Below are 23257 nucleotides of genomic sequence, written 5' to 3'. Positions count from 1 at the left end.
CTGCGCGGCACTTTTCGGGCCGGGTCCTGATCAGGTTCCGCGTCGCTCCACCTGTCCGGGGAAGAGGCCATGCAGGATGAAACGCGGCCCGGGCTCCAGCACGGAACTTGCCGCGTCAGCAGCTCAAAATCCCGTCAGTCGCCTCAGATCCCCGCGTACCACTCGTAGCCGCGGTCTTCCCAGTAGCCGCCGCTGCCCTGGCCGATCCCGGCGAGCGACTCCACCATCTCGACCCGCATCACGTACTTGGCCTGCTTGTAGCCGAGCTGGCGCTCGACCCGCAGCCGCAGGGGCGCGCCGTTCGAGACCGGCAGCGGCTTGCCGTTGAGGTCGTAGGCCAGGATCGTCTGCGGGTTGAAGGCGTCGTAGAGGTCGATGCTCTCGTAGTAGCGGATCGGGATCCCCGCCGGCTCGGGCTCCGGGGCCGGGCTGCCCTGGCCCCAATCGTCCTTGGGCGCGTCGGTGGCGGTGGCCGGGCCGCCCCAATCGTCGGCGGCGGCGAGCTGCACGTAAGCGTCGCGCACCGCGCCCGGATGGCTCGGGCGCCAGAGGGACGCGCCCTGGTTGCGCCCTCTGCCACCGCCCTTGGGACCGGCCTCGAACTCCAGCGTGTCGGCGCAGTGGAACACCGCGTAGCGCGCCTGCGGCTTCAGCCCGGCCTTCTTGAGCACCTCGGCGAGCGGCACGCCGCCCCATTGCCCGATGCAGCTCCAGCCCTCCACGCAATCGTGCCGGGTGATCTGGGTGCGCGACGGCAGGGCGCGCAGGTCCGCGAGGCTCAGCGACAGCGGGGTCTGGACCAGCCCGTCGACGGAGAGCTTGAAGTCCGAGAAGTTCCGCGCCGCCAGCGCCCGGTAGGCGCGGTCCGGCGGGTCGATCGTGCCGTTCGGCTTGAACCAGGGCGAGATCATCGAGGCCGGGAATTCCCGGGCCAGGGTCGTCGGCGACATCAGCAGGCGCTGGACGTATTCGTTGGCGTCCTCGCCGACCTTGAGGGTGCGCTGCCCCGTCTCGGTCCCGGCGAACTTGTCGCAGCCGGCCAGCAGCGCGGTGCCCATCAGGCCGGCGCCCGCGGTGAGGAGCTTGCGGCGGTGGAGGATCATCGCGCGGTCTCCCGGTCGCGGCCGAGGCTGAACCAGCCGGTGATCATGCCGCGCATGTTGTTGACGAGCCCGGAGACGACCACGAGCAGCACGTGGACCACCACGAACAGCACGATCAGCCCGGCGGCGATGAAGTGGACGCTGCGCGCCGATTGCCGGCCGCCGAACAGCTCGGTGAGCCACGGCCAGGCCGCGTCCATCCCGGGCGACATGGCGAGCCCTGCGAGCACCATCGCGGGCAGCAGGCCGAGCACGAGGACGAGGTAGGTCAGCTTCTGGATGACGTTGTAGCGCTTGGCCTCGGTGCCCTCGGGGAAGCGCAGGAGCAGGTGCTCCTTCACGGAGCCGCCGAAGTCGCGGATCTGGTCGCCGTCGGGGATCAGGCGGCGGCGGAGCTGGCCCGAGACCAGGCCGTAGAGCAGGTAGATCGCCCCGTTGATCACCAGCAGCCACGCGAACAGGAAGTGCCAACGCCGCCCGGTCGCCAGGTCCTGGTTGGCCGGCAGCGTCGCCCAGGACGGGAAGGCGCGCTCCACCTCGGTGCCGCCCTCCCTCGACAGGCCGAGCACGCCGGTCGTGTCGAGGGTGTGGGAACCGACCGTCACGACGCCGCGGGTCGTGCCGTCGCGGCCGGGCTCGCTGGTGATGGCGAGCGACGGATTGTCGAAGGTCGAGACCGAACCCCAGTAGAGCGCCGGGTGGGCGTTGAAGATCTGCAGGCCGCTCATCAGCAGCACCAGCAGCACCGAGGCGTTGATCCAGTGCGCCAGCCGGATGACCAGCGGGTGGCGGTAGAACCAGCGGCGCCCCTGCCGGTCGACGGTCTCGGGGGCTTCGAGGGCAGGGGAGGCGGCCAAGCGTCTGGATCCCGGGCAAGCGGCGCGGGGTCGGGAGCGTACGGATCCCGACCGTTCGGGCAGATACGTGGCGCGGGGGCGGGCGGTTACCATCCGCCGGGAAAAAGGCCGCAGCCGCCTCTCGAAGTGCGACTGCGCCGATGGGCGCGCGCCGTCGATGACGGAGCGCGACGCGCCCCATCCTGCCGCCGGACGGACAGCCTGGGCCTCGAACCCGTGACGCCCGCAGCCCCTGACGGAGCGAGCGTCATGACTGAACCGGGATGAGCGCCGAACAGCCTTGCCCCCCGGGCGCGCCGCACATACACCCGGGCCTCATCATGACGACGCCCGCGCCCCCGGCCTTCCCGCACCGGCACCTCCTCGGCATCGAGGGCCTGACCCGGCCCGACATCGAGGGGCTGCTCGACGCCGCCGAATCCGCCGTCGATATCTCGCGGCAGGTGGAGAAGAAGCGCACGACCCTGCGGGGCCGCACGCAGATCAACCTGTTCTTCGAACCCTCGACGCGGACGCAATCGTCCTTCGAGCTCGCCGGCAAGCGGCTCGGCGCCGACGTCATGAACATGTCGGTGGCCTCGTCCTCGGTGAAGAAGGGCGAGACCCTGATCGACACCGCCGCGACGCTCAACGCCATGCGGCCCGACATCATCGTGGTCCGTCACGAATCGGCGGGCGCCGTTCACCTGCTCGCCCGCAAGGTCGACTGCGCGGTGGTCAATGCCGGCGACGGCGCCCACGAGCACCCGACCCAGGCCCTCCTCGACGCGCTCACCATCCGCCGCAACAAGGGCCGGATCGAGGGCCTGCAGGTGGCGATCTGCGGCGACGTCCTGCACTCGCGGGTGGCGCGCTCCAACATCATCCTGCTCCAGGCCATGGGCGCGCGGGTCCGCCTGATCGCGCCCTCGACGCTGCTGCCCTCCGGGATCGAGCGCTTCGGCGTCGAGACATTCACGGACATGCGCAAGGGCCTCGTCGGCTGCGACATCGTGATGATGCTGCGCCTCCAGCGGGAGCGCATGAACGGCTCGTTCGTGCCGTCCGTGAAGGAGTATTTCCGATACTTCGGCCTCGACGGCGAGAAGCTGGCGCTCGCCAAGCCCGACGCCCTGGTGATGCATCCGGGGCCGATGAACCGCGGCGTCGAGATCTCCTCCGAGATCGCCGACGGGGCGCAGTCGCTGATCCGCGAGCAGGTCGAGATGGGCGTGGCCGTCCGCATGGCCGTGCTTGAGGCGCTGGCGCGGCACCTGCCGAACGGGTGAACCCAAGACAACGGGTGATCCCCAGACAAAGCCGGGCGGCCTTCACCCGCTCCGCTTGCCCGCCGAGCGGCCGTGGCGCAGTTTCCTGCCGAAATCCGGTCCTGATCTGTATAAGGGGCCGTCGCAACATGCAGATCGCTTCATGACCGCCTACACGCTCGCCGACCTCGCCGCCCTCGTGGCGAGCCGCGCCGGGACCGATCCGGCCACCTCCTACACGGCCAAGCTCCTGTCCGAGGGCCCCGCCAAGGCGGCCAAGAAGCTCGGCGAGGAGGCGGTGGAGGCGGCGATCGCGGCCGTGCAGGGCGACAAGACCGGCCTACGGAACGAGGCCGCCGACGTGCTCTACCACCTCGTCGTGCTGCTCCGGGCGGGCGGGGTCGAGCTCGATGCCGTGATGGCGGAGCTGGAGCGTCGCACGGCCCAGAGCGGCATCGCCGAGAAGGCCGCGAGGCGCCACGCGTGAACGCGGCCGCGCTGCCGGGCTCGGTCGAGGCGATCCTCGAAGTGTCCGACCGGCTCTCGCCGTATCGCCGCTTCAGCCGCGAGGAATGGGCGCAGCTGCGCGCCGACACGCCGCTCACCCTCAACCAGGAAGACCTGGAGCGGCTGCAATCGATCAACGACCCGATCTCGGTCGAGGAGGTGGTGGCGATCTACCTGCCGCTGTCCCGTCTGCTCGCCCTGTACGTCGCGGCGACGCAGGGCCTGTTCAAGGCGACGCAGCGCTTTCTGATGGCCGAGCGCGAGACCAAGGCGCCCTACATCATCGGGCTCGCCGGGTCGGTGGCGGTGGGCAAGTCCACGACCGCCCGCATCCTGACCGCCCTGCTGGCGCGCTGGCCCAACACCCCCAAGGTCGACCTCGTCACCACCGACGGGTTCCTGCTGCCCAACGCCGAGCTCGCCGCCAACGGGCTGATGGAGCGCAAGGGTTTCCCGGAGAGCTACGACACCGCCGCGCTGCTTCGCTTCCTCCACGACGTGAAGGCCGGCCACAAGCGCGTCACCGCGCCGCTCTACTCGCACCTCGTCTACGACCGGGTGCCCGGGGAGGAGCGGGTCGTGGAGAGCCCCGACATCCTGATCGTCGAGGGCCTGAACGTGCTCCAGCCGGCGCGGCTGCCGCGGGACGGGACCGCGATCCCGTTCGTGTCCGACTTCTTCGACTTCTCGATCTATCTCGACGGCCACGAGGACGACCTGCACCGCTGGTACGTCACGCGCTTCATGAAGCTGCGGCAGACGGCGTTCCGCGACCCGCGCTCGTACTTCCGGAAATACGCCGAGATCGCCGAGACCGAGGCCCTCGACATCGCCGACCGGCTCTGGACGACGATCAACCTGCCGAACCTGCGCGAGAACATCGTGCCGACCCGCCAGCGGGCGAGCCTGATCCTGACCAAGGGCGCGAGCCACCGGATCGAGAGCGTGGCGTTGCGGCGGCTGTAGGCCGGTTCGGGCAGATCGCGCGATCGGCCCGCATGAAGACCGAACCTCTGTCATCACGAGCGACGCGAAGTGACCCAGGGCAGCGCGACGTTCGGGGCGATGTCGCCGACTCTGGATTGCTTCGCTTCGCTCGCAAGGACGTGAACGACCGAGCCTAGGCGCATCACGCGAACGGGAACTCCGCCTCCGCCACGTACGGACCGCCGCCGGTCGAGTCCCGCGCCGAGAACAGCGTCACCCGGTCCGACGTGTAAGTCAGCGGCGCGAAGACCGGCGCCTGCGACAGGTACATCGCCGCCGCCTCCGGCGTGGCGTCGCGCCGGAGACGCGCCAGGGTCACGTGCGGGGTGAATTTCCGCCGCTCCGGCTCGACCCCGGCCCGGCGCACGAGCCGCTCCTGCTCGGCCTGGAGATCCGTCAGCTCCGCCTCCGGCACCACCGAGGCGTAGAGCGCCCGCGGCCTGTCGCCGCCGAAGATGCCGAGGCCGTCGAGCGTCACCGTCAGGGCCGGGCGGACCCGCATCTCGGACAGCGCCTCCACCACGTCGTCGGCCGTGGTCGCGTCGACGTCGCCGATGAACCGCAGGGTCACGTGGAAGTCGCCCGGCTCGATCCAGCGGGCCCCGGGCAGGCCGCCCTGCCAGGCCCTGAGCGCGTCGGCGATCGCGGGCGGCACCGCGAGGCCGGTGAACAGGCGCGGCACTACCGCGACGCCCCCTGCCGGAGGCCCCCCAGGAAACCCTCCACCGTCGGCAGCATGCGGGAAGCGATGGTCTCCACGCCCTGCCGGTTCGGGTGGATCATGTCGTCGAGGTGCTGCGCCCGGTCGCCGATGATCCCGTCGAGGAAGAACGGGTAGAGGGTCAGGCCGTAGCGTTTGGCGAGCGCCGGGTAGATCGCGTCGAACCGGGCCTTGTAGTCGGGTCCGAGGTTGGGCGCGGCCTGCATGCCGGCGAGCAGGACCGGGATGCCCCGCGCCTTCAGCCGCTCGATGATCGCCGAGAGCGCGCCCTCGGTGACCTTCGGGTCAGTGCCGCGCAGCATGTCGTTGGCGCCGAGTTCGAGGATCACGCCCGCGGTCCCGTCCGGGACGGACCAGTCGACCCGGTCGAGGCCGCCCGTGGCGGTGTCGCCGGAGACGCCGGCATTGGCGACCGTCACGTCCGCGCCCCTGGCCTTGAGCAGGCGCTCCAGCACGGTCGGGAAGGCGGCGTCGGCCGGGAGCTTGTAGCCCGCGGTCAGGCTGTCGCCGAGGGCGACGAGCTTGACCGGCTCGCCGGGCGCGGCCCGCGCTCCCGGCGCGACGGCTGTCATGAAAGGGACCATCAGGAGCGCTAGCGCTGCGGCATACAGGGCCGTGCGCCGGAACACAGCGCGCGCGTCATGGCGCGGCCCCAATGCCGAACCCATATCGCGGTGCACCCGCGGCCCGTAGAGCCAAGATCGAAGCCGAAGGGATCGACCCCACGTGAGGACCTCGCGCGCCATGCTCGTCATCGCCCACAGATCGGCTCACCGGTGAGCCAAGGCAAGGTGCTGCGCGAGCCCGCGATCGCGCTGTCGGACATCGATCTCAGCCTCGGCCGCGGCGCCGCCCGCGTCCACGTCCTGCGCGGCATCTCGCTGAATGTCGACCGCGGCGAGGCGGTCGGCCTCGTCGGCCCGTCCGGCTCCGGCAAGTCGACGCTGCTGATGGTGATGGCCGGGCTGGAGCGGCCCGATTCCGGCGGCGTCGTCATCGAGGACACCGATCTCGTCCGCCTCGACGAGGACGCGCTGGCGCGGTTCCGCGGGCGCCGGATCGGCATCGTGTTCCAGGCCTTCCACCTCGTGCCGACCATGACGGCGCTCGAGAACGTGGCCCTTCCGCTCGAACTCGCCGACCGGCCCGGCGCCCTGGAGCGGGCCCGCGCCGAGCTGGAGGCGGTCGGCCTCGGGCACCGGCTGCACCATTACCCGGCGCAGCTCTCCGGCGGCGAGCAGCAGCGCGTCGCCATCGCCCGGGCGGTCGCCCCCGACCCGGCGATCCTCGTGGCCGACGAGCCCACCGGCAACCTCGACGAAGCCACCGGCCGCCAGATCGTCGACCTGCTGTTCCGGCTGAAACGGGACCGCGGCGCGACACTGGTCCTCGTCACCCACGACAACGGCCTCGCTCGCCTGTGCGACCGCACCGTGCGCCTGCGCTCGGGGCGGATCGAGGAGGCGGTGACCGCCTGATGCACGGCACGATCACCCGCCCCGACCCCGCGCCCCGCCGGATCCCGCTCACCCTGCGCCTCGCGCTGCGCGAGTTGCGGGCCGGGCTCGACGGCTTCGCGGTGTTCCTCGCCTGCATCGCGCTGGGCGTCATGGCCATCGCGGGCGTGGCGTCGATCTCGCGCTCGCTGTCCGACGGGCTGGGCCGGGAAGGCCGGCGCATCCTCGGCGGCGACCTCGCCTTCAACCTCATCAACCGCGAGGCGACCGACGCGGAGAGGCAGGCGCTGGCGCGCGAAGGCCGCCTCGACATCGTCGCCTCCCTGCGGGCCATGGCGGTGGCGGGCAGCGGCGACGCGGCCCTGGTCGAGCTGAAGGCGGTCGACCCCGCCACCTACCCGGCCGCGGGCGACCTCGCGACCGACCCGCCGGGCCGCCTCGCCGACCTGCTGGCGGAGCGCGACGGCGTGCCGGGTGCGCTCGCCGACCCGGCCCTGCTCACCCGCCTCGACGTCAAGGTCGGCGACCGGATCGCGCTCGCCGGGCACGACGTGGCGATCCGCGGCACCATCGTGTCCGAGCCCGACAAGATCGCCGGCGGCATCGGCTTCGGGCCGCGGCTGATGGTCTCTGAGCCGACGCTCCGCGCCACCGGCCTCGTCCAGCCCGGCAGCCTCAACCGCTGGAGCTACCGCCTGGTCCTGCCGCCCGGCACGCCGGACGCCGACCTCGACGCGGCGCAGGCCCGGATCCGCGCCGCCACCCCCGAGGCCGGCTGGGAGATCCGCTCGCGCACCAACGCCGACCCGCGCTTCGCCAAGAGCATCGAGCGCTTCACGCAGTTCCTGACCCTGGTGGGACTCACCGCGCTGATCGTCGGCGGCGTCGGGGTCGGCAACGCCGTCCACGCCTTCGTGGAGCGCAAGCGGCCCTCGATCGCGACGCTCAAGAGCGTCGGCGCGCCGGGCTCGCAGGTGGTCGCCCTGTACCTGACGCAGGTGATGCTGATCGCCGGCCTCGGCACCCTGATCGGCCTCGCGATCGGCGCGAGCCTGCCCTTCCTCCTCGACGCCCTGTTCTCCGCCGACCTGCCGCTGCCGCTGAACCCGACGCTGGCCCCGGGGGAACTGGCACTCGCGGCCGCCTACGGGCTGATCACGGCCTTCGCCTTCGCGATCACGCCGCTCGGCCGCGCCCACGACGTGCCGGTCTCCGGGCTGTTCCGCGACACGGTCGACCCGGCCCGCGTCAGCCCGCGCTGGCGCTACCGGATCTGGCTCGCCGTCAGCCTCGCGGCCCTGGTCGGCCTGTCGGTGGCGACCGCCTTCGACCGGCGCGTCGCGCTGATCTTCATCGCGGCCGCAGCCATCGCGTTCGGCCTGCTGCATCTGGTGGCGCTCGGCCTGATGGCGCTCGCCCGCCGCCTGCCGCACCCGCGCTGGCCGGCGCCCCGGATGGCGCTCGCCAACCTGCACCGGCCCGGCGCCCTGACGCCCGCCATCGTCCTGTCGCTCGGCCTCGGCGTGACGCTCCTCGTGACGCTCAGCCTGATCGACGCCAACGTCCGCCGCACGATCAGCGCGACCCTGCCGGCCCGGGCGCCGAATCTCTTCTTCCTGGACATTCCCTCGCGGGACGCCGCCCAGTTCCGCGAGTTCCTGGCGCGCTCGGCCCCGAGCGGGAAGATCGAGGACGTGCCGATGATGCGCGGCCGGATCGTCGCCCTGAACGGCGTGCCGGCGAGCAAGATCCGCCCCCCGGAAGACGCCGCCTGGGTGCTCGACGGCGACCGGGGCATCACCTACGCCGACACGGTGCCGGACGGCTCCAGCCTCACCGAGGGCGCGTGGTGGAGCCCGGAGCAGGGCGCGAAGCCGCTGGTCTCCTTCGAGGCCGACCTCGCCCGCCAGCTCGGCCTGAAGCTCGGCGACACCGTGACGGTGAACGTGCTCGGGCGCGACCTCACCGCGACGATCTTCAACCTGCGCCGGGTGGAGTGGCGCAACCTCGGCATCAACTTCGTGATGGTGTTCTCGCCGGGCACCTTCCGGGGCGCGCCGCATTCCGACCTCGCGACGCTGACCCTGCCCGGCGGCACCGACGCTTCCGCCGAGAACCGCATCCTGCGCGACGTCGCCAAGACCTTCCCGTCGGTGAGCGCCGTGCGGGTGAAGGACGCCCTCGACGCGATCGGGGACCTCGTCGGCCGGCTGGTCCTGGCGATCCGGGGGGCGAGCGCCGTGGCGGTGCTGGCGAGCCTGTTCGTGCTGGCCGGCGCCATCGCGGCCGGGCACCGGGCGCGGCTCTACGACGCCGTCGTGCTCAAGGTGCTGGGCGCGAGCCGGGCGCGCCTGCTCACCGCCTACGCCCTCGAATACGCGGCGCTGGGCCTCGCCACGGCGCTGTTCGGCCTCCTGGCCGGGACGCTCGTCGGCTGGGTGATCGTCGCCAAGGTCATGCACCTCGACTTCCGCCTCGACCTGTCGGGCGCGCTGGTCGCGGCCGTGGCCGCGGTGGCGCTGGCGATCCTCCTCGGGCTCGTCGGTACGTGGCGGATCCTGGGGCAGAAGCCGGCGCCGTATCTCCGGCAGGCCTGACGGAGGCCGGCCCCGCAGGCTCCCTATCCGGTTCAGCCCCGGCGGAGGCCGCGATCGAGGCCGTCGAGAGCGGCGGACCGCGCCCGGCCGGAGACGGTCCGGCAGGATACCGGAGCCCTCGGTCCGTGGGGGAGGGGCTTCCAACCGTCGGACCCCGCGCTCACGGGTCGCCGCGCTCCGCATTCTCCGCGGTGCGCGCGCATGCGTCGGTCGGTTCGGGGCCGACCAGAGCGAGGACCGCCTCACCGAATCGCCTCCGCGCCGCGGGATCGAGTCGGCGCAGGTGGGCCCCGACCAGCATCAGCAGCCGCTCCGTCTCCCGCTCGATGGCCGGACGGTCCACAGATCCGCATTGATCGAAACCGTAGAACGCCTCGATCGGCAAATCGAGGGACTGCGCAATCCTGTTCAGCGCGCGCGCGGCGGAGGATTCCACCTTCCGGTCAGCAATCGTCCGCAGGAATTCGAGTCCGTTCTCATCCATGGCGGCCCCTCGAATCACTCGCGACGGGGGAAAATTTCCCAACCATGACAAGAGGTGCCCCCGTGAAGGGGTATTCGCAAGTGAACTCTTTGTCATTTCGCCGGAAGATTGGTACGGAGCTAGACATTCGAGCTTCGAGCGGCCCGAGGGGACCGTCCACCATGCGCATCAACGTCATCGATGGCTACGCGGAGAACGCCGACCGTCTCCGGGCGGCTCTCGAAGCCTCGTGCGTTGTGGGAGCCTGGGAGTGGGACCACGTCCGCGGCGTGGTCGTCTACGACGCGGGCGCGGCCCGGCTGCTGACCGGCAATCCCGACCTCGCCGACCGTCCGATCAACGGGCCGATGGCGCTGGCCGCGGTGCATCCCGAGGACATGACGTGGTTGATGGACCACATGCTCCGGGCCGTCCGATCGAGCGGGCTGGTCCTTGCCGAGTACCGCGTGTTCAAGGCGGACGGCACCGTGCGCTGGCTCCTCAGCCGGGGGCGGACCCATCGGAACGAGGACGGCGAGCCGCAGCGCTCGCACGGCATCCTGATGGACATCACCGAGATCCGCGACGGCGGCGACCGCTACGTAGTCGGCAGGCCCATGGCGGGCGGCGACCCGCTGGAGCGGGCGGCCGACCTCGCCGTCGCGCTCAAGGAGACGCTCACCGACGACATGCCCGCGGAGGTGCGGGCGGCCGCCGACCTGATGCTGCTGGGTCTGGGCCGTGCCCTGGCCCGCCGGATGACGCACTGAACCGCCCCTCCCGGGCCGCCCAGATCCCGCGCGCCCGAGAGCGGATCTTCGAGGCTGCGGACCCGCCTTTCAAGCACGAACCCGCCGGGACTTGGCGGTCCGGACCGGAGAAACCGGGGCGCACGCGGACGCACGTGGCATAAGGAAGCCGTTAAGACTTCGCGCAGGCGCATCGAAACGCCTGGACGGCGGCAACCGTCAGTCGAACAACCCGACGACGGAGCGGAATGCATTTTAATCCCAGCCCAGATGGACAAAAATACATCCGCCGGACACGGAAAAGCGGCCCGGGAACCGTGGCCGGGGACTTGTGTCGCGGCTTCGGGCGCAACATATTCCCGACCGAGGCGCCAGCCCGGCGCCAGAGGTCCTGCGTGGGCCTCGACCGAACACCACGCTGAGAGAGCCTCCGCAAGGAAACTCCCATGGCATTCGAGAACAGCCCCTTCCGGTACGGCGCCCAGCAGCCGACCGGCTACGCCGGCACCCAGGTCGAGGTCGATCAGGGCCTGCGCACCTTCATGCTCGGCGTCTACAACAACATGATCGTCGGGCTCGGCATCTCGGGTCTCGTCGCGCTCGGCCTGAACATGGCCTCCGTGGCGGCCTACCAGGGCACCCGCCCGATCCTGACCCCGTTCGGTCAGACCCTCTACCTCAGCCCGCTGAAGTGGGTCCTGATGCTCGCCCCGCTGGCGTTCATCTTCGTCTTCTCCATGCGGATGGACCGGATGTCGGCCTCGTCCGCCCGGACGATGTTCTGGGCCTTCGCGGCGGTGATGGGCGCCTCGATGTCCTCGCTTCTCCTGGTGTTCACCGGGGGCAGCGTGGTGCAGGTGTTCTTCATCACGGCGGCGGCCTTCGGCTCGCTCAGCCTGTGGGGCTACACCACCCGGCGCAGCCTCTCCGGCATGGGCTCGTTCCTGATGATGGGCCTGATCGGCATCATCCTCGCGTCGCTGGTGAACATCTTCTTCGCCTCGTCGGCCCTCCAGTTCGCCATCTCGGTGCTGGGCGTGCTGATCTTCGCGGGCCTGACCGCCTACGACACCCAGAAGCTCAAGGAGATGTATCTCTACGGCGGCTTCGACGGCGAGATGGCGGCCAAGATGTCGGTGAACGGCGCCCTGACGCTCTATCTCGACTTCATCAACATGTTCCAGTTCCTGCTGAGCCTGATCGGCGACCGCCGATAAGCCAACCCGAACAAGACGGGACGAGGGAACCCCGGCGGGACACCGCCGGGGTTTCTTTTTGCCTGGCCGCCGCGCGCGGATGCGCTAGGCTCGGGCCATGCCCGCGCTCTCCGACCTCTCCGGCCTCTCCGCTTTCCCGATCACCCCGAGCGACGCGGACGGCCGCGTCGACGCGGAAGCGCTGCGCCGGTTGCTGGAGCCCCTGGCGGCCGCCGGGGTCGACTCGATCGGCCTCCTCGGCAGCACCGGGACCTACGCGTACCTGAGCCGCGAGGAGCGGCGCCGGGCGGTGGCGATCGCCGCCGAGGCCGTGGCCGGACGGGTCCCGCTCCTCGTCGGCATCGGCGCCCTGCGCACCGACGAGGCCGTCCGCCTCGCGCAGGACGCGCGGGCGGCCGGCGCGGATGCCGGGCTCCTCGCCCCCGTCTCGTACACGCCGCTCACCGAGGCGGAGGTCGAGGCGCATTTCGCGACCGTAGGGGAGGCGGGCGGCCTGCCCCTCGTCCTCTACGACAACCCCGCGACCACGCATTTCCACTTCACGCCGGCGCTGATCGGCCGGATCGCCCGCCAGCCCGGGATCGTGGCCGCCAAGTGCGCCGCACCGGAGCCGGCGCGGGCCGCCGCCGGGATCGCGACCCTGCGGGAGGCCGTCCCGGCGGGCTTCCCCATCGGGTTCAGCGGCGACTGGAACGTCACCGAGGCGCTGATCGCCGGCGGCGCGGCGTGGTTCAGCGTGGCGGGCGGCCTGTTTCCCCGGACCTGCCTGGCGATCGTCCGGGCCGTGGCGGCGGGCGAGACCGAGCGGGCCCGCGCCCTCAACGCCGGGCTGGAGCCCCTCTGGACGCTGTTCCGGACGCATTCCAGCCTGCGGGTGGTCTACACCCTGGCCGATCTCATGGGCCTGTGCCGCGCCGAGCCGCCGCGGCCGATCCGGCCCCTGGCGCCGGAGGCGGTGGCCGAGATCGCCGCGACTGTCCGGCGCCTGTCCCTGTCCTGAGCGGGCGCCGTCAGACCGCCGCCGGTGCCGGTTCCAGCACGGCGATCACCCGGGCGAGCTCGGTACCGCGCTTCAGGATCTGGCCGCTCGCGGCGACGACGGCGTAGGCCCCCTGGCGCCGGGCGAGCTTGGGATCCTTTTCGATGCGGTAGAGCGGCATCTCGGAGGAGCGCCGGTAGATCGAGAACACCGCCTTGTCGCGGCGGAAATCGAGGGCGTAGTCGCGCCACTCGCCCGCGGCGACCTGCCGGCCGTAGAGGTTGAAGATCGTGCGGAGCTCGTCCCGGTTGAAGGCGATCTGCGGAGGGGCCGCGCGGGCGGGGAAGGGGATGACATGGCCCGCCGCCTCGTCGGGCCTCGACCCGGCGCTCGTCCTCTCGGTCATCACGGCTCCCGTGCATCGATGCTTTGCCGGATGATGGGCCTCGCCGCCGCGGCCCGCAAGGGTCGCGCGCGCCGTGTCCCGCGAGACACGCCCAAGCGACAAAAAACACGGTTTGGCCCGATTCACGCCTTTTGCAGGCCGCGTTGCGGCGCGACAACAGGCGTCGAACCTCGCCGGGTTCTGCCCGGTCGGCGACCGACACCCAGCTCCCCAGCCATCGGTCGCCGCTCGGGATCCCAGGATCCGGCACTCCGAGGTTTCGAGACCCAAGACTTCAGGCCGCCCCTCGGGCGGCCTTTTTTCTGTTTCCCGTCGGGCCGGGGTTGCGGCTATGCCAGCCGCACCATGGGCCCGCCCGCCTTCGACGCCGCCTTCCTGCACGACCTCGACGCGCTGTTCGCGTGGCGCCGCGACGTGCGCCGCTTCCGGACAGATCCGGTCGACGAGGACGTCCTGCGCGCCTGCCTCGCGGCGGCCCACCGGGCCCCCTCGGTCGGCAACAGCCGGCCCTGGCGCTTCGTGCGGGTCGCGGATCCGGGACGCCGCCGCGCGGTCGCGGAGAACTTCGCCGGCTGCAACGAAGCCGCGGCCGCGGGCTACGCGACCGATCGGGCCGCGCAGTACCGCGGCCTGAAGCTCGCCGGCCTGCGGGAGGCGCCGGTCCATCTGGCCGCCTTCTGCGACGCGGCCACCGAGACCGGCCTCGGCCTCGGCCGGGCCAGCATGCCCGAGACCCTGGCCTACTCGGTCGTGGGGGCGGTGCAGTGTTTCTGGCTCGCCGCCCGGGCCCGCGGCCTCGGCGTCGGCTGGGTCTCGATCCTGGAGCCGGAGGCGGTCACGGCGATCCTGGCCGTGCCGGAGACGTGGCGGCTCGTGGCCTATCTCTGCGTCGGCTACCCGGTGGAGGAGCATCTCGACCCGGAACTGGAGCGCCACGGCTGGCAGTCGGAGGACCGGCGCGGGAGCGAACTCCACGAGCGCTGACACGCCCGCGGAGCGGCGGACCCGCCGCGGGGCAACGGCCCGTACACTCTGGTTCGTGGTTGCTCTTTTACCGTGCCCCGCGGATCCGCAGAATGACCCCGCGTCAACCATAGCTTTTCTCGGAACGGTAAGCTCGGCCGGGGATTACTTGCCCGCGTCTAGTCTAGCTTTGCGAGGATCGCGGTGATGTCGGGTCGGGTGGCGGCTCTATTCGGTTTGGCCGGCGCGATGCTGGCCGGTTGTTTCCAGGCGGCGCAGGCGCGCGAGATCGTCCCCTTCGCCAACGGCGTCGCGCCGGGCTCGGTGGTGATCAGCGTGTCGCAGCGCAAGCTCTACCTGGTGAACGGCGACGGCACGGCGATCCGCTATCCCGTGGCGGTGGGCCGTCCCGGCAAGCAGTGGTTCGGCATCAAGCCGATCGACGGCAAGTACGTCGCTCCCGCCTGGTCGCCCCCCGCGGAGGTGAAGCGCGACAACCCGCGGTTGCCGAACCTCATCGCGGGCGGCTCGCCGCACAATCCCATGGGGGCGGCGGCGATGACGCTCGCGGGCGGCGAGTACGCCATCCACGGCACCAACCGGCCGAACTCGGTGGGCACCTACGCGTCCTACGGCTGCATCCGGATGTACAATCAGGACGTGGTCGACCTCTACGCGCGGGTCGATGTCGGCACGCAGGTCTACATGACCCACTGAACCCACTGAGGCACGCCGGCCTCACCCGGCCGGCGGGGCGGTCGCCTCGACGGCCGTGAAGGTCTCCAGGATCCGGTAGGTGTGCGCCGCGCCGGCCGGCACGCAGTAGGAATCGCCCGGCGCGAGCGCCACGGTCTCGCCCTCCAGCACGAGTTCGGCCCGGCCGCTGATGACGTAGCCGACCGTCTCGTGCGCCGAGGTGGTCATCGGCTTGTCGGCGTTGGGCTCCTCGGCCCGCCACATCCGCATGCCGAGCCGCTCGCCGCGGGCGAGGTGGATCTCGCCGTGCGGGCCCGCGGCCGCGCTCCGGGCCGATACTGTCGTCGCCATCGTCGCCTCCCTCCGGTGAACCTCGCCAACGGGGCCCGGCGTCCGACGTTCCGCGCCCGACAGCGCGACACGTTCGGCAAGCCCCGCGCCGGCGCGCCGCTTGACGGCCCGCGGCGCGCCCCGACAGGATGACGCACCGGTCCGAGAGGCGCCCGACAGAGGCGCGGGCCGGCGCGGCGTCCGCGATCCCGCCCGGGTCCGGCGCGTCGGCGGACGACCCGGATCGGGAGGGACGCGCCATGCAGATCAAGGCGGCGATCGACAGGATTCCCGGCGGCCTGATGCTGGTGCCGCTCCTGCTCGGGGCCCTGTGCAAGACCTTCGCGCCGGGCGCCCCGGCCTATTTCAAGGGCTTCACGCAGGGGATCATGACCGGCGTGATCCCGATCCTGGCGGTCTGGTTCTTCTGCATGGGCGCCTCGGTCAGCCTGAAGGCGACCGGCACGGTGCTGCGCAAGTCCGGGACGCTGGTGGCGACCAAGCTCGTCGCCGCCTGGGTGATCGTGCTGGTGGCCGGGCTGTTCATCCCGCCCGAGGGCATCCAGACCGGCTTCTTCGCCGGCCTGTCGATCCTGGCGATCGTCTGCGCGATGGATATGACCAATGGCGGCCTCTACGCCTCGCTGATGCAGACCTACGGCAGCCGCGAGGAGGCCGGCGCCTTCATCCTGACCTCGATCGAGTCCGGCCCGCTGATGAGCATGATCATCCTCGGCGCCTCCGGGGCGGCGCATTTCGAGCCGCAGATCTTCGTGGGCGCGGTGCTGCCCTTCCTGGTCGGCTTCGCCCTCGGCAACCTCGACCCGAAGCTCCGGGCCCTGTTCGCGCCCGGCGGCCAGCTGATGATCCCGTTCTTCGCCTTCGCGCTGGGGAACACGGTCGACCTCAACAACCTGCTCTCGCCGCTCGCGGGGCTCGGTATCGTGCTGGCGCTCGCGGTGATCGTCCTGACCGGAATCCCGCTGATCGTGGCCGACCGGGCGATCGGGGGCGGGACCGGCACGGCCGGTTTGGCCGCCTCCTCCACCGCCGGGGCGGCGGCCGCCAACCCGCTGGCGATCGCCGCCGTCGCCCCGCAATTCGCCCCCTCGGCGCAGACCGCCACCGTGCTGGTGACGATCTGCATCATCGTCACCTCGATCCTCGTGCCGATCCTGACCGGGCTCTGGTACCGGCGCTTCGGGGCTGGCGTGGCCGAGGCCCGGGCCGAGGAAGAGGCCGGCGCGCCGCTGGCGGTCCCGGCCGAGTAGGCGCCCCGCGGCGGGTCCCTCAGAAGTCGACCGCGAGGCCCTTCACCTCCCAGTCGTCGTAGCGGACCGGCTCCAGGCCGCCGCGCCCCTGGCGCTCGGGCTTGGCGCTGATCTCGGCGGCCCGGGCGTCGATCGCCGCGCGGCGCTCGGCGGCCTCGGCGAGGGCGCGCTGCGCCGCCGGGCTGAGGATGCGGGGCGGGGCGGCGCCGTCTCCGGCCTCCTCGGCCGGGTCCTGTCGGTGCGGGTCCTGTCGGTGCGGGTCCTGTCGGTGCAGGTCTTGTGCGGTCGGCTCTTGCATCGCGCTCGCTCGGGTGTGAGGGCGTGGGTCCGGAAGACGTCGGATCTGGAGCAGAAGTGGCATCGCGGGACACAGGCCGCAACACGCGGAACGCAGCGGCACCGGGCGGGACCGGTCCGGACATCGCGGGACTGGGGGCGCGCCGCGCGGCGATGCAGGCGGTCGCGGCCCTGATCGGCCAGGAGCGCCCCCCCGCCCTCGACGACGCCCTCGCCCAGGCGATCCGCGCCGAGGCGCTGGCGCCGGCCGATGCCGGGCTGGCGCGGGCCATCGCGGTGGCGACCTTCCGCCGCTACGGGCTGATCCGCTCCGCCCTGGCCGCGCGGCTCGAGCGCGGGCTCCCCGCGGCCAAACCGCAGCTCACGGCCCTGCTGGCCACCGCGACCGCCCAGATCCTCGACCTCGCGGTCCCCGACCACGCCGCGGTCGACCTCGCCGTGCGGCTCGCCAAGGCGGATACCCGCACGGCCCATCTCGCCGGGCTCGTCAACGCGGTGCTGCGCCGGGTCGCCCGCGAGCGCGACGCGATCCTGGCCGCGGACGCCGACGCCCTGGCGGTCAACACACCGGACTGGCTCGCCCGTCGCTGGATCGCGGCCTACGGGCCCGAGCGCGCGGCCGCGATCGCCCGCGCCCATCTCGCGGGGGCCGCCATCGACCTGACGCCGCGGGGCGAGCCCGCCGACTGGGCCGCGCGGCTCGGCGCCGTGACCCTGCCGACCGGCTCCCTGCGCCTGCCCGAGAACGGCCCGGCCATCCCCGAGCTGCCGGGCTTCCAGGAGGGAGCGTGGTGGGTCCAGGACGCCGCCGCGGCGCTGCCGGCCCGGCTCCTGGCGCCGCGGGACGGCACCCGCGTCCTCGACCTCTGCGCGGCGCCCGGCGGCAAGACCCTGCAGCTCGCCGCCACCGGCGCCCGGGTCACGGCGGTCGATCGGTCCGCACCGCGGCTGGAGCGCCTGCGCGAGAACGTCGCGCGGCTCGGCTTCGCCGTCGACGTCGTGGTCGCCGACGCCCTCGCCCTGGAGCCGCAGGACCACGACGCCGTGCTGCTCGACGCGCCGTGCTCGGCCACCGGGACGATCCGGCGCCATCCGGACGTGGCCTGGACGAAGGCCGAGGCCGATATCGGGCGGCTCGCCGCGCTCCAGGCGAAGCTCCTCGACCACGCGGCCGGGCTGGTGCGGCCGGGCGGCCTCCTCGTCTACTGCACCTGCTCGCTGGAGCCGGAAGAGGGCGAGGCGCAGGTGGCGGCGTTCCTGGCCCGCGATCCCCGCTACGCGCGGGTGCCGGTCCGGCCCGAGGAGGTCGGCGGCGCCGCGGCGCTGATCGACGACCGCGGCGACCTGCGCACGCTGCCGTGCCACCTGCCGGAGTTGGAAGGCGCCCGCGGCGGCCTCGACGGCTTCTTCGCGAGCCGCCTCCGGCGGGCGGACTGACCGGGGGCGCGGGCCGGGTATTTCGGGAGGCGGGCCGGCGGTCCGCCCCCGCCCCATCATTTCGTGGGGTGCCGCAGGCGAGCCCGAAACCCGGACCTGCCGACGGTGCATGCCCGATCGTGTTGCAAAGGTCCGGAAGACAGGCGTCTGCGGGTTGGCACAGCCGCGCCGCGACGCGATCCCTCTCTCGCACGGGAGAGGGACCTGCGCCTGACTCTCATCTTGTTTCCGGGTCATGGGATGGATTCCGCCGTCCTCGCGAGCGGAGCGAAGCGATCCAGGGTCGCGCCCCGCTCAATGACGTCGCGCCGCCCTGGGTCGCTTCGCTGCGCTCGCGAGGACGGAGAAGCGTCGTCGACGGCGGCGCGCGGCTCAGTTTGCCTTGACAATGTTCCTATTTTGTGCTTCCTGACCGCACCTGTCCGCGGCGGCCCGGGAGCGATCCCGGGGCGTCCTTCGGGGGCCCGCCCGGTGGCTGACCGTGCGGGTCCGGGGACGGGGCGGCGCCCGCGTCGGTGGCTCTCAGCCGCCATCGCCCCGGGCGACGGACCGGTGCGGGGCGTGCCTCGGATGCGGGCGTGAGACCGGGCGGCACTCTGCCCGGCGGGGTGAGGAGATGCCCCCGCGCCGACCCGCCTCTGGGCCGACCCTGAGCGACCTGCGGACCCGCCCACTACGAGGCGGGGAACGGCTGGAAGGCCACGGCGCCGATGCGGGTTCCGGAGGTGCGGGCACGGCGTGCGCGCACCTCGACCGAGACCGCTCACGGGGAGTCGCAGGACCGGGACGTCGGAGACGCCGCGACGAGACAGACGGCACCGGCCGGGGACCATGCCCGGCCGATGCCGCGGGGCGCCGCGGGGATCGGATCCCGCGCGTACTTGGCCGACACCTGGGTTCCCGCGGCGTCCCGCGTCCCTCGTGCTCGCCTCCCGGGCCATGCCCCCGGCGCCACGCGCGCGCGGGGACGATCACGCGTGTCCGCGAGCCTCGGCGTTTCGCGCCCGAATCGGCGCAGGAGCGCCCCCCGGCCGGAGCGGGCGCCCAAGCCCGCGGCGACCCGCGACCCCTGGAAAGTTGACGGCGGCCCGGCGGACTGCCATCCGCCCGTCCGACACGTCCGCCCGCCCGCGACATCCTCGAGTCCGAAGAGCCCATGACCGACCTGATCGAGACGATCCGCCGGACGCTCGTGCCGATCCACAAGGAGGGCTATCCCTTCATCCTGATCGGCATCGTGCTGACGGTGCTGGCCGGCTACTTCTCCCAGTTCTTCGGCTGGATCTTCCTGATCCTCACCCTCTGGGTCTGCTACTTCTTCCGCGATCCGGAGCGCGTCACCCCGGTGGCGGACGGGCTCGTGATCTCGCCCGCCGACGGGCGCGTGAACCTCATCGCCACCGTCCTGCCGCCGCCCGAGCTCGACCTGCCGCAGGTGCCGACCCTGCGGGTCTCCGTGTTCATGAACGTGTTCGACTGCCACGTGAACCGGGTGCCGGTGGCGGGCCGGATCGGCCAGATCCACTACACGCCGGGCCTGTTCCTCAACGCCGAGCTCGACAAGGCCAGCGACGACAACGAGCGCAACGGCATGGTCATCGAGACGACCCATGCCGGCCAGCCGAAGCGGGTCGGCGTGGTGCAGATCGCCGGCCTCGTGGCCCGGCGCATCGTCGGCTTCGTTGCGGCGGGCGACGTGCTCGGCGTCGGCGAGCGGTTCGGCCTGATCCGCTTCGGCTCGCGGGTGGACGTGTACCTTCCGGCCGGCTCGACCGTGCTGGTCGGCCTCGGCCAGAAGGCGGTGGCCGGCGAGACGGTGCTGGCCGATCTCGGCGGCGGCCCGGAGCGGCTGTTCAAGCGGATCTGAGGCGGCCATGGACGATCTCTTCCCGCCCTTCGCGCCCGACCCGAACGAGCCGCGGCCGCGCCGGTTCAAGCCGGTGCCGTTCCGGATGATCGCGCCCAACATGATCACCCTGATGGCGCTCTGCCTCGGGCTGACGGCGATCCGGCTCGCCTTCGAGGGCAAGTTCGAGCCCGCCGTCATCGCCGTGGTCGTGGCCGGGGTGCTCGACGGCATCGACGGGCGGGTGGCGCGGCTGCTCAAGGGCACGTCGCGCTTCGGCGCCGAGCTCGACTCGCTCGCCGACTTCGTGAATTTCGGCTGCGCCCCGGCGCTCATCCTCTACGGCTTCGTGCTGTTCCACCTGAAGTCGGTCGGCTGGATCGTGGCGCTGATCTTCGCCATCGCCATGGCGCTGCGCCTCGCCCGCTTCAACGCGATGCTGGACGACCCGAACCGGCCGGAATGGAAGAAGGACTTCTTCGTCGGCATGCCGGCGCCGGCGGGGGCGCTCACCGCGATGCTGCCGCTCTACCTGCACTTCCTGGGCTTCGGCATCGAGACCTGGGCGGCGCCCGCGGTCCTGATCTACGTGCTGTGCATCGCCCTCCTGGTGGTCTCCACGGTCCCGACCTACTCGGGCAAGACCATGGGCAAGCGGGTGCCGCGCAGCCTCGTCCTGCCGATCTTCCTGTTCGGCGTCGCGGCCTTCGGCATCCTGATCAGTTACCCGTTCGAGGCGCTGGTGGCGGTGAGCGGCGGCTACCTGCTGACCATCCCGGTCGTCGCCGCCCAGTATCGCCGGCGGCTCAAGGCAGAGCCGGCGCTCCCGGCCGGGGAGCGGCCCGCGGCCGGGGCGGATGCGCAGCCCGAGAGCGGTGCGGAGGCGCGGCCGCCGGCCGTCTAGCCGGACCGGGCGCTGGCCGCCGCGGGATTCTCCCCTACCTTGGCAGCGTTCGTGGAGGGGGTTCCGGAGATGCTCGAGGAATTCAAGAAATTCGCGCTGCGCGGGAACGTGGTCGATCTCGCGGTCGGCGTGATCATCGGCGCGGCCTTCGGGGCCATCGTCAATTCAGCCGTGCAGGACATCTTCATGCCGGTGATCGGCGCGATCACCGGCGGGCTCGATTTCTCGAACTACTACATCCCGCTCTCGTCCAAGGTGCAGGCCGGCTTGCCCTACGTGGACGCGAAGAAGCAGGGCGCCGTCCTCGGCTACGGCCAGTTCCTGACGCTGACGCTCAACTTCGCCATCGTCGCCTTCGTGCTGTTCCTGGTGATCCGGGCGATGAACCGTCTCCAGCACGCCGAGGTCAAGAAGCCCGACGAGGTGCCGGCCGACGTGAAGCTGCTCTCCGAGATCCGCGACCTGCTGGCGACGAAGCCGCGCGTCTGACGGCTCAGCCCGCGCGCGTGTCGTCGTCCGACGGCTTGACCCCGAAGGCGTCGAGGATCTGGTCGAGGGCCTGCCCGACGGCGCCGGTGCCCTCCTCGTGGGTCTTCAAGCGGGTCTCGAGCCTGCGGATCTGCGGCTCGAACGCGTCGGGCACCGGGTCGTCGCCCAGGAAGCGCGGCTTGTCGGTCCCGACCGGCAGGACGCTACGCAGCTGCTGGCCGAGATGGTCGCGCACCGGTTCCGGCAGGGTGGATTTCGGATCGGTGGGAGTGTCGCTCATGGTCGCCTCACGGGTCGAACCGTCGTCAACGGCCGGACGGATGAAGCGTTGCGCCGGCGGCCGCGTCTGCGGGAATGCCCCCGAAGCCAAGCTCCGGGGGCATTCGGGCCGGCACGAGACCGGCCCAGGGTCTTAGTCGATGACCTCGACGATGCGGTGACCGCGGTCGACCAGCACCGGGCGGTCGTTCACCACGGTGTAGCGGTAGCCCGGCTGCACGCGGTACTCGCTCGGCACGTCGTAGTAGGTCACGCCCGAGTTCGGCAGGGTGGTGCCGACGGCGACGCGGCCGTCGTAGTCGTACGAGCGGACGTTGCGCTCGCGGACGTAGCTGCGAAAGCGCGGGGCCATGTCGACGCCGAGGATGCCGCCCACCGTGCCGGTGGCCGCGCCGACCGCGCCGCCGACGATGCCGCCGATCGGGCCGGCCGCGTCGGCACCCGCGGCGGCGCCGCGCTCGGCGCCCGGGATGGTACCCTGGGCCTGAGCGGCCAGCGGCAGCGACAGGGCGAGGGCCGAGGCGGCGATGAGGGTCTTGAAGGTCATGCGGTGCGTCTCCGTTCCGTGGTGTTTCGCCGCGCTGGCGCAGCGAAGCTCGGGCCGGTAACGCCCGATCCCCGGAATCGGATGCATCTTTTTTTGTGGAGCGCCGGACCGCGGCTGGCCGGCCGCCTACGCGTCCTTGGGCATCGCCGACTGGATGAACCGGTCGGAGCCGAGATCCTCCTCGTCGTAGCCCAGGAGTTCCGCGAGGCGGCCGCGGGCGCGGCTGACGCGGCTCTTCACGGTGCCGACCTTGCAGCCCATGATCGTCGCGGCCTCCTCGTAGGAGACGCCCTCGGCGCCGACCAGCACCAGCGCCTCGCGCTGGTCCGGCGGCAGCTTGGCGAGCGCCGACTGCAGGTCCTCGACGTCGAGCCTGTCGCCCTGGTGCGGCGCGGTGGCGAGCCGGGCCGCGTAGGACCCGTCCTGGTCCTCGACCTCGCGGACACGCTTGCGGTGGTCCGAGTAGAAGATGTTGCGCAGGATCGTGAACAGCCACGCGTTCAGGTTCGTCCCCGGCTGGAACCGGGCGCGGTGCTGCCAACCCTTCAGCAGGGTGTCCTGGACGAGGTCGTCCGAGCGGGCCGGGTTCGAGGTCAGCGACAGCGCGAAGGCGCGCAGCGACGGCACGGCCGCGAGCAGGCCGTTGCGGAATTCCGGCTCGATCGCCTCGCCCCGGGCGCGCAGCGCCGCCTCGAGCTTCTCGATCAGCTCGGCGAAGCGGGACGGCAGCGTCTCCTCGCCGATCCGGTCGTAGACCGTGCGCAGGTGCTCCCCGAGATGCGTGCGGATGCCGGGCGCCAGGTTCGGGCGGCCATCCCGAGTCCCGTCCTCCTGGGACAGGACGGTGTCGGTGTCGTCGCGGGTCATGCGTATCGCGCTCGTCAACTCATCGTGGCTCGACCTGTGGT

The 23257-nt window shown here is 72.0% G+C and carries 26 protein-coding genes; 15 read left to right on the top strand and 11 right to left on the bottom strand.

Annotation, left to right across the window (positions count from 1 at the left end):
• Window positions 1-143: 143 nt before the first annotated feature.
• Together LXM90_RS18570 and LXM90_RS18565 are read right to left on the bottom strand one after the other, a co-directional pair.
• Window positions 144-1103, bottom strand: a complete 960-nt coding sequence (locus LXM90_RS18570; RefSeq protein ID WP_042669666.1) for a molybdopterin-dependent oxidoreductase — start codon at window positions 1101-1103, stop codon at window positions 144-146.
• Window positions 1100-1960: a cytochrome b/b6 domain-containing protein gene (locus LXM90_RS18565; RefSeq protein ID WP_042669665.1), complete on the bottom strand. Its 861-nt coding sequence runs from the start codon at window positions 1958-1960 to the stop codon at window positions 1100-1102. The genes LXM90_RS18570 and LXM90_RS18565 overlap by 4 nt, the downstream gene beginning before the upstream one ends.
• 320 nt (window positions 1961-2280) lie before the next feature.
• Between LXM90_RS18565 and LXM90_RS18560 the strand changes: the two genes are divergently transcribed.
• From LXM90_RS18560 to coaA, 3 genes are all read left to right on the top strand, one after another.
• Window positions 2281-3228, top strand: coding sequence for an aspartate carbamoyltransferase catalytic subunit (locus tag LXM90_RS18560; protein WP_042669664.1), 948 nt, complete (start codon window positions 2281-2283; stop codon window positions 3226-3228).
• A gap of 142 nt (window positions 3229-3370) precedes the next feature.
• Entirely contained in the window at window positions 3371-3694 is a 324-nt protein-coding gene (locus tag LXM90_RS18555; RefSeq protein WP_020095338.1) for a phosphoribosyl-ATP diphosphatase, read from the top strand.
• A complete protein-coding gene (gene coaA / locus LXM90_RS18550; protein ID WP_234080998.1) occupies window positions 3691-4680 on the top strand; it encodes a type I pantothenate kinase in 990 nt (329 codons plus the stop codon). Before LXM90_RS18555 ends, coaA begins: the two co-directional genes overlap by 4 nt.
• A gap of 163 nt (window positions 4681-4843) precedes the next feature.
• Here the strand turns inward: coaA and thpR are convergent, their stop codons facing one another.
• The gene (thpR, locus tag LXM90_RS18545) at window positions 4844-5383 is read right to left on the bottom strand and encodes an RNA 2',3'-cyclic phosphodiesterase (RefSeq protein ID WP_042669663.1); all 540 of its coding nucleotides are present in this window, start codon (window positions 5381-5383) and stop codon (window positions 4844-4846) included.
• Entirely contained in the window at window positions 5383-5994 is a 612-nt protein-coding gene (locus tag LXM90_RS18540) for an arylesterase (protein ID WP_020095341.1), read from the bottom strand. The genes thpR and LXM90_RS18540 overlap by 1 nt, the downstream gene beginning before the upstream one ends.
• Window positions 5995-6198: 204 nt before the next feature.
• Between LXM90_RS18540 and LXM90_RS18535 the strand changes: the two genes are divergently transcribed.
• Together LXM90_RS18535 and LXM90_RS18530 are read left to right on the top strand one after the other, a co-directional pair.
• Window positions 6199-6900 carry an ABC transporter ATP-binding protein gene (locus LXM90_RS18535; protein ID WP_376738864.1) on the top strand — a complete coding sequence of 234 codons (702 nt, stop codon included), beginning with the start codon at window positions 6199-6201 and terminating at the stop codon, window positions 6898-6900.
• A complete protein-coding gene (locus LXM90_RS18530; RefSeq protein WP_042669662.1) occupies window positions 6900-9476 on the top strand; it encodes an ABC transporter permease in 2577 nt (858 codons plus the stop codon). The genes LXM90_RS18535 and LXM90_RS18530 overlap by 1 nt, the downstream gene beginning before the upstream one ends.
• A gap of 160 nt (window positions 9477-9636) precedes the next feature.
• Here LXM90_RS18530 and LXM90_RS18525 read toward each other — a convergent pair whose 3' ends face one another.
• The gene (locus tag LXM90_RS18525) at window positions 9637-9960 is read right to left on the bottom strand and encodes a hypothetical protein (protein ID WP_205833402.1); all 324 of its coding nucleotides are present in this window, start codon (window positions 9958-9960) and stop codon (window positions 9637-9639) included.
• A gap of 161 nt (window positions 9961-10121) precedes the next feature.
• On the opposite strand from LXM90_RS18525, the gene LXM90_RS18520 reads away from it, so the two are divergent.
• From LXM90_RS18520 to LXM90_RS18510, 3 genes are all read left to right on the top strand, one after another.
• Window positions 10122-10709: a PAS domain-containing protein gene (locus tag LXM90_RS18520; RefSeq protein ID WP_020095345.1), complete on the top strand. Its 588-nt coding sequence runs from the start codon at window positions 10122-10124 to the stop codon at window positions 10707-10709.
• A gap of 425 nt (window positions 10710-11134) precedes the next feature.
• The gene (locus tag LXM90_RS18515; RefSeq protein WP_020095346.1) at window positions 11135-11905 is read left to right on the top strand and encodes a Bax inhibitor-1/YccA family protein; all 771 of its coding nucleotides are present in this window, start codon (window positions 11135-11137) and stop codon (window positions 11903-11905) included.
• 97 nt (window positions 11906-12002) lie between these two features.
• Window positions 12003-12905: a dihydrodipicolinate synthase family protein gene (locus LXM90_RS18510; protein WP_042669660.1), complete on the top strand. Its 903-nt coding sequence runs from the start codon at window positions 12003-12005 to the stop codon at window positions 12903-12905.
• A 10-nt stretch (window positions 12906-12915) separates the two neighbouring features.
• Here LXM90_RS18510 and LXM90_RS18505 read toward each other — a convergent pair whose 3' ends face one another.
• Complete coding sequence (locus LXM90_RS18505; RefSeq protein ID WP_020095348.1) at window positions 12916-13290, bottom strand: DUF2794 domain-containing protein; 375 nt, start codon at window positions 13288-13290, stop codon at window positions 12916-12918.
• A 345-nt stretch (window positions 13291-13635) separates the two neighbouring features.
• Here LXM90_RS18505 and bluB point away from each other — a divergent pair, with 345 nt between their 5' ends.
• A complete protein-coding gene (gene bluB / locus LXM90_RS18500) occupies window positions 13636-14274 on the top strand; it encodes a 5,6-dimethylbenzimidazole synthase (protein WP_091683622.1) in 639 nt (212 codons plus the stop codon).
• 186 nt (window positions 14275-14460) lie between these two features.
• Window positions 14461-14970 (top strand): L,D-transpeptidase, encoded by a 510-nt coding sequence (locus tag LXM90_RS18495; protein ID WP_020095350.1) that lies wholly within the window; start codon window positions 14461-14463, stop codon window positions 14968-14970.
• 21 nt (window positions 14971-14991) lie between these two features.
• Here LXM90_RS18495 and LXM90_RS18490 read toward each other — a convergent pair whose 3' ends face one another.
• Window positions 14992-15300, bottom strand: coding sequence for a cupin domain-containing protein (locus tag LXM90_RS18490; protein WP_042669659.1), 309 nt, complete (start codon window positions 15298-15300; stop codon window positions 14992-14994).
• Window positions 15301-15539: 239 nt separating this feature from the next.
• Here LXM90_RS18490 and LXM90_RS18485 point away from each other — a divergent pair, with 239 nt between their 5' ends.
• A complete protein-coding gene (locus tag LXM90_RS18485) occupies window positions 15540-16550 on the top strand; it encodes a 2-keto-3-deoxygluconate permease (protein ID WP_205833403.1) in 1011 nt (336 codons plus the stop codon).
• Window positions 16551-16569: 19 nt separating this feature from the next.
• On the opposite strand, the gene LXM90_RS18480 is transcribed toward LXM90_RS18485, so the two are convergent.
• Window positions 16570-16848 (bottom strand): DUF1674 domain-containing protein, encoded by a 279-nt coding sequence (locus LXM90_RS18480; protein ID WP_042672489.1) that lies wholly within the window; start codon window positions 16846-16848, stop codon window positions 16570-16572.
• Window positions 16849-16904: 56 nt separating this feature from the next.
• Between LXM90_RS18480 and LXM90_RS18475 the strand changes: the two genes are divergently transcribed.
• From LXM90_RS18475 to mscL, 4 genes are all read left to right on the top strand, one after another.
• On the top strand, window positions 16905-18284 hold the full coding sequence (locus LXM90_RS18475; protein ID WP_205833404.1) for an RsmB/NOP family class I SAM-dependent RNA methyltransferase: 1380 nt from the start codon (window positions 16905-16907) through the stop codon (window positions 18282-18284).
• Window positions 18285-19440: 1156 nt separating this feature from the next.
• Entirely contained in the window at window positions 19441-20151 is a 711-nt protein-coding gene (locus tag LXM90_RS18470; RefSeq protein ID WP_020092368.1) for a phosphatidylserine decarboxylase, read from the top strand.
• Window positions 20152-20158: 7 nt separating this feature from the next.
• Window positions 20159-21034 (top strand): CDP-alcohol phosphatidyltransferase family protein, encoded by an 876-nt coding sequence (locus LXM90_RS18465; protein WP_020092369.1) that lies wholly within the window; start codon window positions 20159-20161, stop codon window positions 21032-21034.
• 69 nt (window positions 21035-21103) lie between these two features.
• The gene (gene mscL / locus LXM90_RS18460; protein WP_020092370.1) at window positions 21104-21523 is read left to right on the top strand and encodes a large conductance mechanosensitive channel protein MscL; all 420 of its coding nucleotides are present in this window, start codon (window positions 21104-21106) and stop codon (window positions 21521-21523) included.
• Window positions 21524-21527: 4 nt separating this feature from the next.
• On the opposite strand, the gene LXM90_RS18455 is transcribed toward mscL, so the two are convergent.
• The 3 genes from LXM90_RS18455 to LXM90_RS18445 form a co-directional block, all read right to left on the bottom strand.
• The gene (locus tag LXM90_RS18455; RefSeq protein ID WP_020092371.1) at window positions 21528-21803 is read right to left on the bottom strand and encodes a hypothetical protein; all 276 of its coding nucleotides are present in this window, start codon (window positions 21801-21803) and stop codon (window positions 21528-21530) included.
• A 132-nt stretch (window positions 21804-21935) separates the two neighbouring features.
• Window positions 21936-22349: a DUF1236 domain-containing protein gene (locus tag LXM90_RS18450; protein WP_020092372.1), complete on the bottom strand. Its 414-nt coding sequence runs from the start codon at window positions 22347-22349 to the stop codon at window positions 21936-21938.
• A gap of 126 nt (window positions 22350-22475) precedes the next feature.
• The gene (locus LXM90_RS18445) at window positions 22476-23216 is read right to left on the bottom strand and encodes a NepR family anti-sigma factor (protein ID WP_020092373.1); all 741 of its coding nucleotides are present in this window, start codon (window positions 23214-23216) and stop codon (window positions 22476-22478) included.
• Window positions 23217-23257 lie beyond the last annotated feature (41 nt).

This window comes from Methylobacterium oryzae (assembly GCF_021398735.1).
In the GTDB taxonomy this organism is placed as follows: domain Bacteria; phylum Pseudomonadota; class Alphaproteobacteria; order Rhizobiales; family Beijerinckiaceae; genus Methylobacterium.
Note: the sequence above shows the minus strand (reverse complement) of the source record. Positions and strands in the feature narration are given on the sequence as shown.

Coding starts and splice junctions, on each gene's coding strand:
- LXM90_RS18570 (WP_042669666.1), bottom strand. CDS start 1,103: ATGATCCTCCACCGCCGCAAGCTCCTCACCGCGGGCGCCGGCCTGATG.
- LXM90_RS18560 (WP_042669664.1), top strand. CDS start 2,281: ATGACGACGCCCGCGCCCCCGGCCTTCCCGCACCGGCACCTCCTCGGC.
- LXM90_RS18555 (WP_020095338.1), top strand. CDS start 3,371: ATGACCGCCTACACGCTCGCCGACCTCGCCGCCCTCGTGGCGAGCCGC.
- LXM90_RS18540 (WP_020095341.1), bottom strand. CDS start 5,994: ATGACAGCCGTCGCGCCGGGAGCGCGGGCCGCGCCCGGCGAGCCGGTC.
- LXM90_RS18530 (WP_042669662.1), top strand. CDS start 6,900: ATGCACGGCACGATCACCCGCCCCGACCCCGCGCCCCGCCGGATCCCG.
- LXM90_RS18525 (WP_205833402.1), bottom strand. CDS start 9,960: ATGGATGAGAACGGACTCGAATTCCTGCGGACGATTGCTGACCGGAAG.
- LXM90_RS18520 (WP_020095345.1), top strand. CDS start 10,122: ATGCGCATCAACGTCATCGATGGCTACGCGGAGAACGCCGACCGTCTC.
- LXM90_RS18515 (WP_020095346.1), top strand. CDS start 11,135: ATGGCATTCGAGAACAGCCCCTTCCGGTACGGCGCCCAGCAGCCGACC.
- LXM90_RS18510 (WP_042669660.1), top strand. CDS start 12,003: ATGCCCGCGCTCTCCGACCTCTCCGGCCTCTCCGCTTTCCCGATCACC.
- LXM90_RS18505 (WP_020095348.1), bottom strand. CDS start 13,290: ATGACCGAGAGGACGAGCGCCGGGTCGAGGCCCGACGAGGCGGCGGGC.
- bluB (WP_091683622.1), top strand. CDS start 13,636: ATGGGCCCGCCCGCCTTCGACGCCGCCTTCCTGCACGACCTCGACGCG.
- LXM90_RS18495 (WP_020095350.1), top strand. CDS start 14,461: ATGTCGGGTCGGGTGGCGGCTCTATTCGGTTTGGCCGGCGCGATGCTG.
- LXM90_RS18490 (WP_042669659.1), bottom strand. CDS start 15,300: ATGGCGACGACAGTATCGGCCCGGAGCGCGGCCGCGGGCCCGCACGGC.
- LXM90_RS18485 (WP_205833403.1), top strand. CDS start 15,540: ATGCAGATCAAGGCGGCGATCGACAGGATTCCCGGCGGCCTGATGCTG.
- LXM90_RS18480 (WP_042672489.1), bottom strand. CDS start 16,848: ATGCAAGAGCCGACCGCACAAGACCTGCACCGACAGGACCCGCACCGA.
- LXM90_RS18470 (WP_020092368.1), top strand. CDS start 19,441: ATGACCGACCTGATCGAGACGATCCGCCGGACGCTCGTGCCGATCCAC.
- LXM90_RS18465 (WP_020092369.1), top strand. CDS start 20,159: ATGGACGATCTCTTCCCGCCCTTCGCGCCCGACCCGAACGAGCCGCGG.
- mscL (WP_020092370.1), top strand. CDS start 21,104: ATGCTCGAGGAATTCAAGAAATTCGCGCTGCGCGGGAACGTGGTCGAT.
- LXM90_RS18455 (WP_020092371.1), bottom strand. CDS start 21,803: ATGAGCGACACTCCCACCGATCCGAAATCCACCCTGCCGGAACCGGTG.
- LXM90_RS18450 (WP_020092372.1), bottom strand. CDS start 22,349: ATGACCTTCAAGACCCTCATCGCCGCCTCGGCCCTCGCCCTGTCGCTG.
- LXM90_RS18445 (WP_020092373.1), bottom strand. CDS start 23,216: ATGACCCGCGACGACACCGACACCGTCCTGTCCCAGGAGGACGGGACT.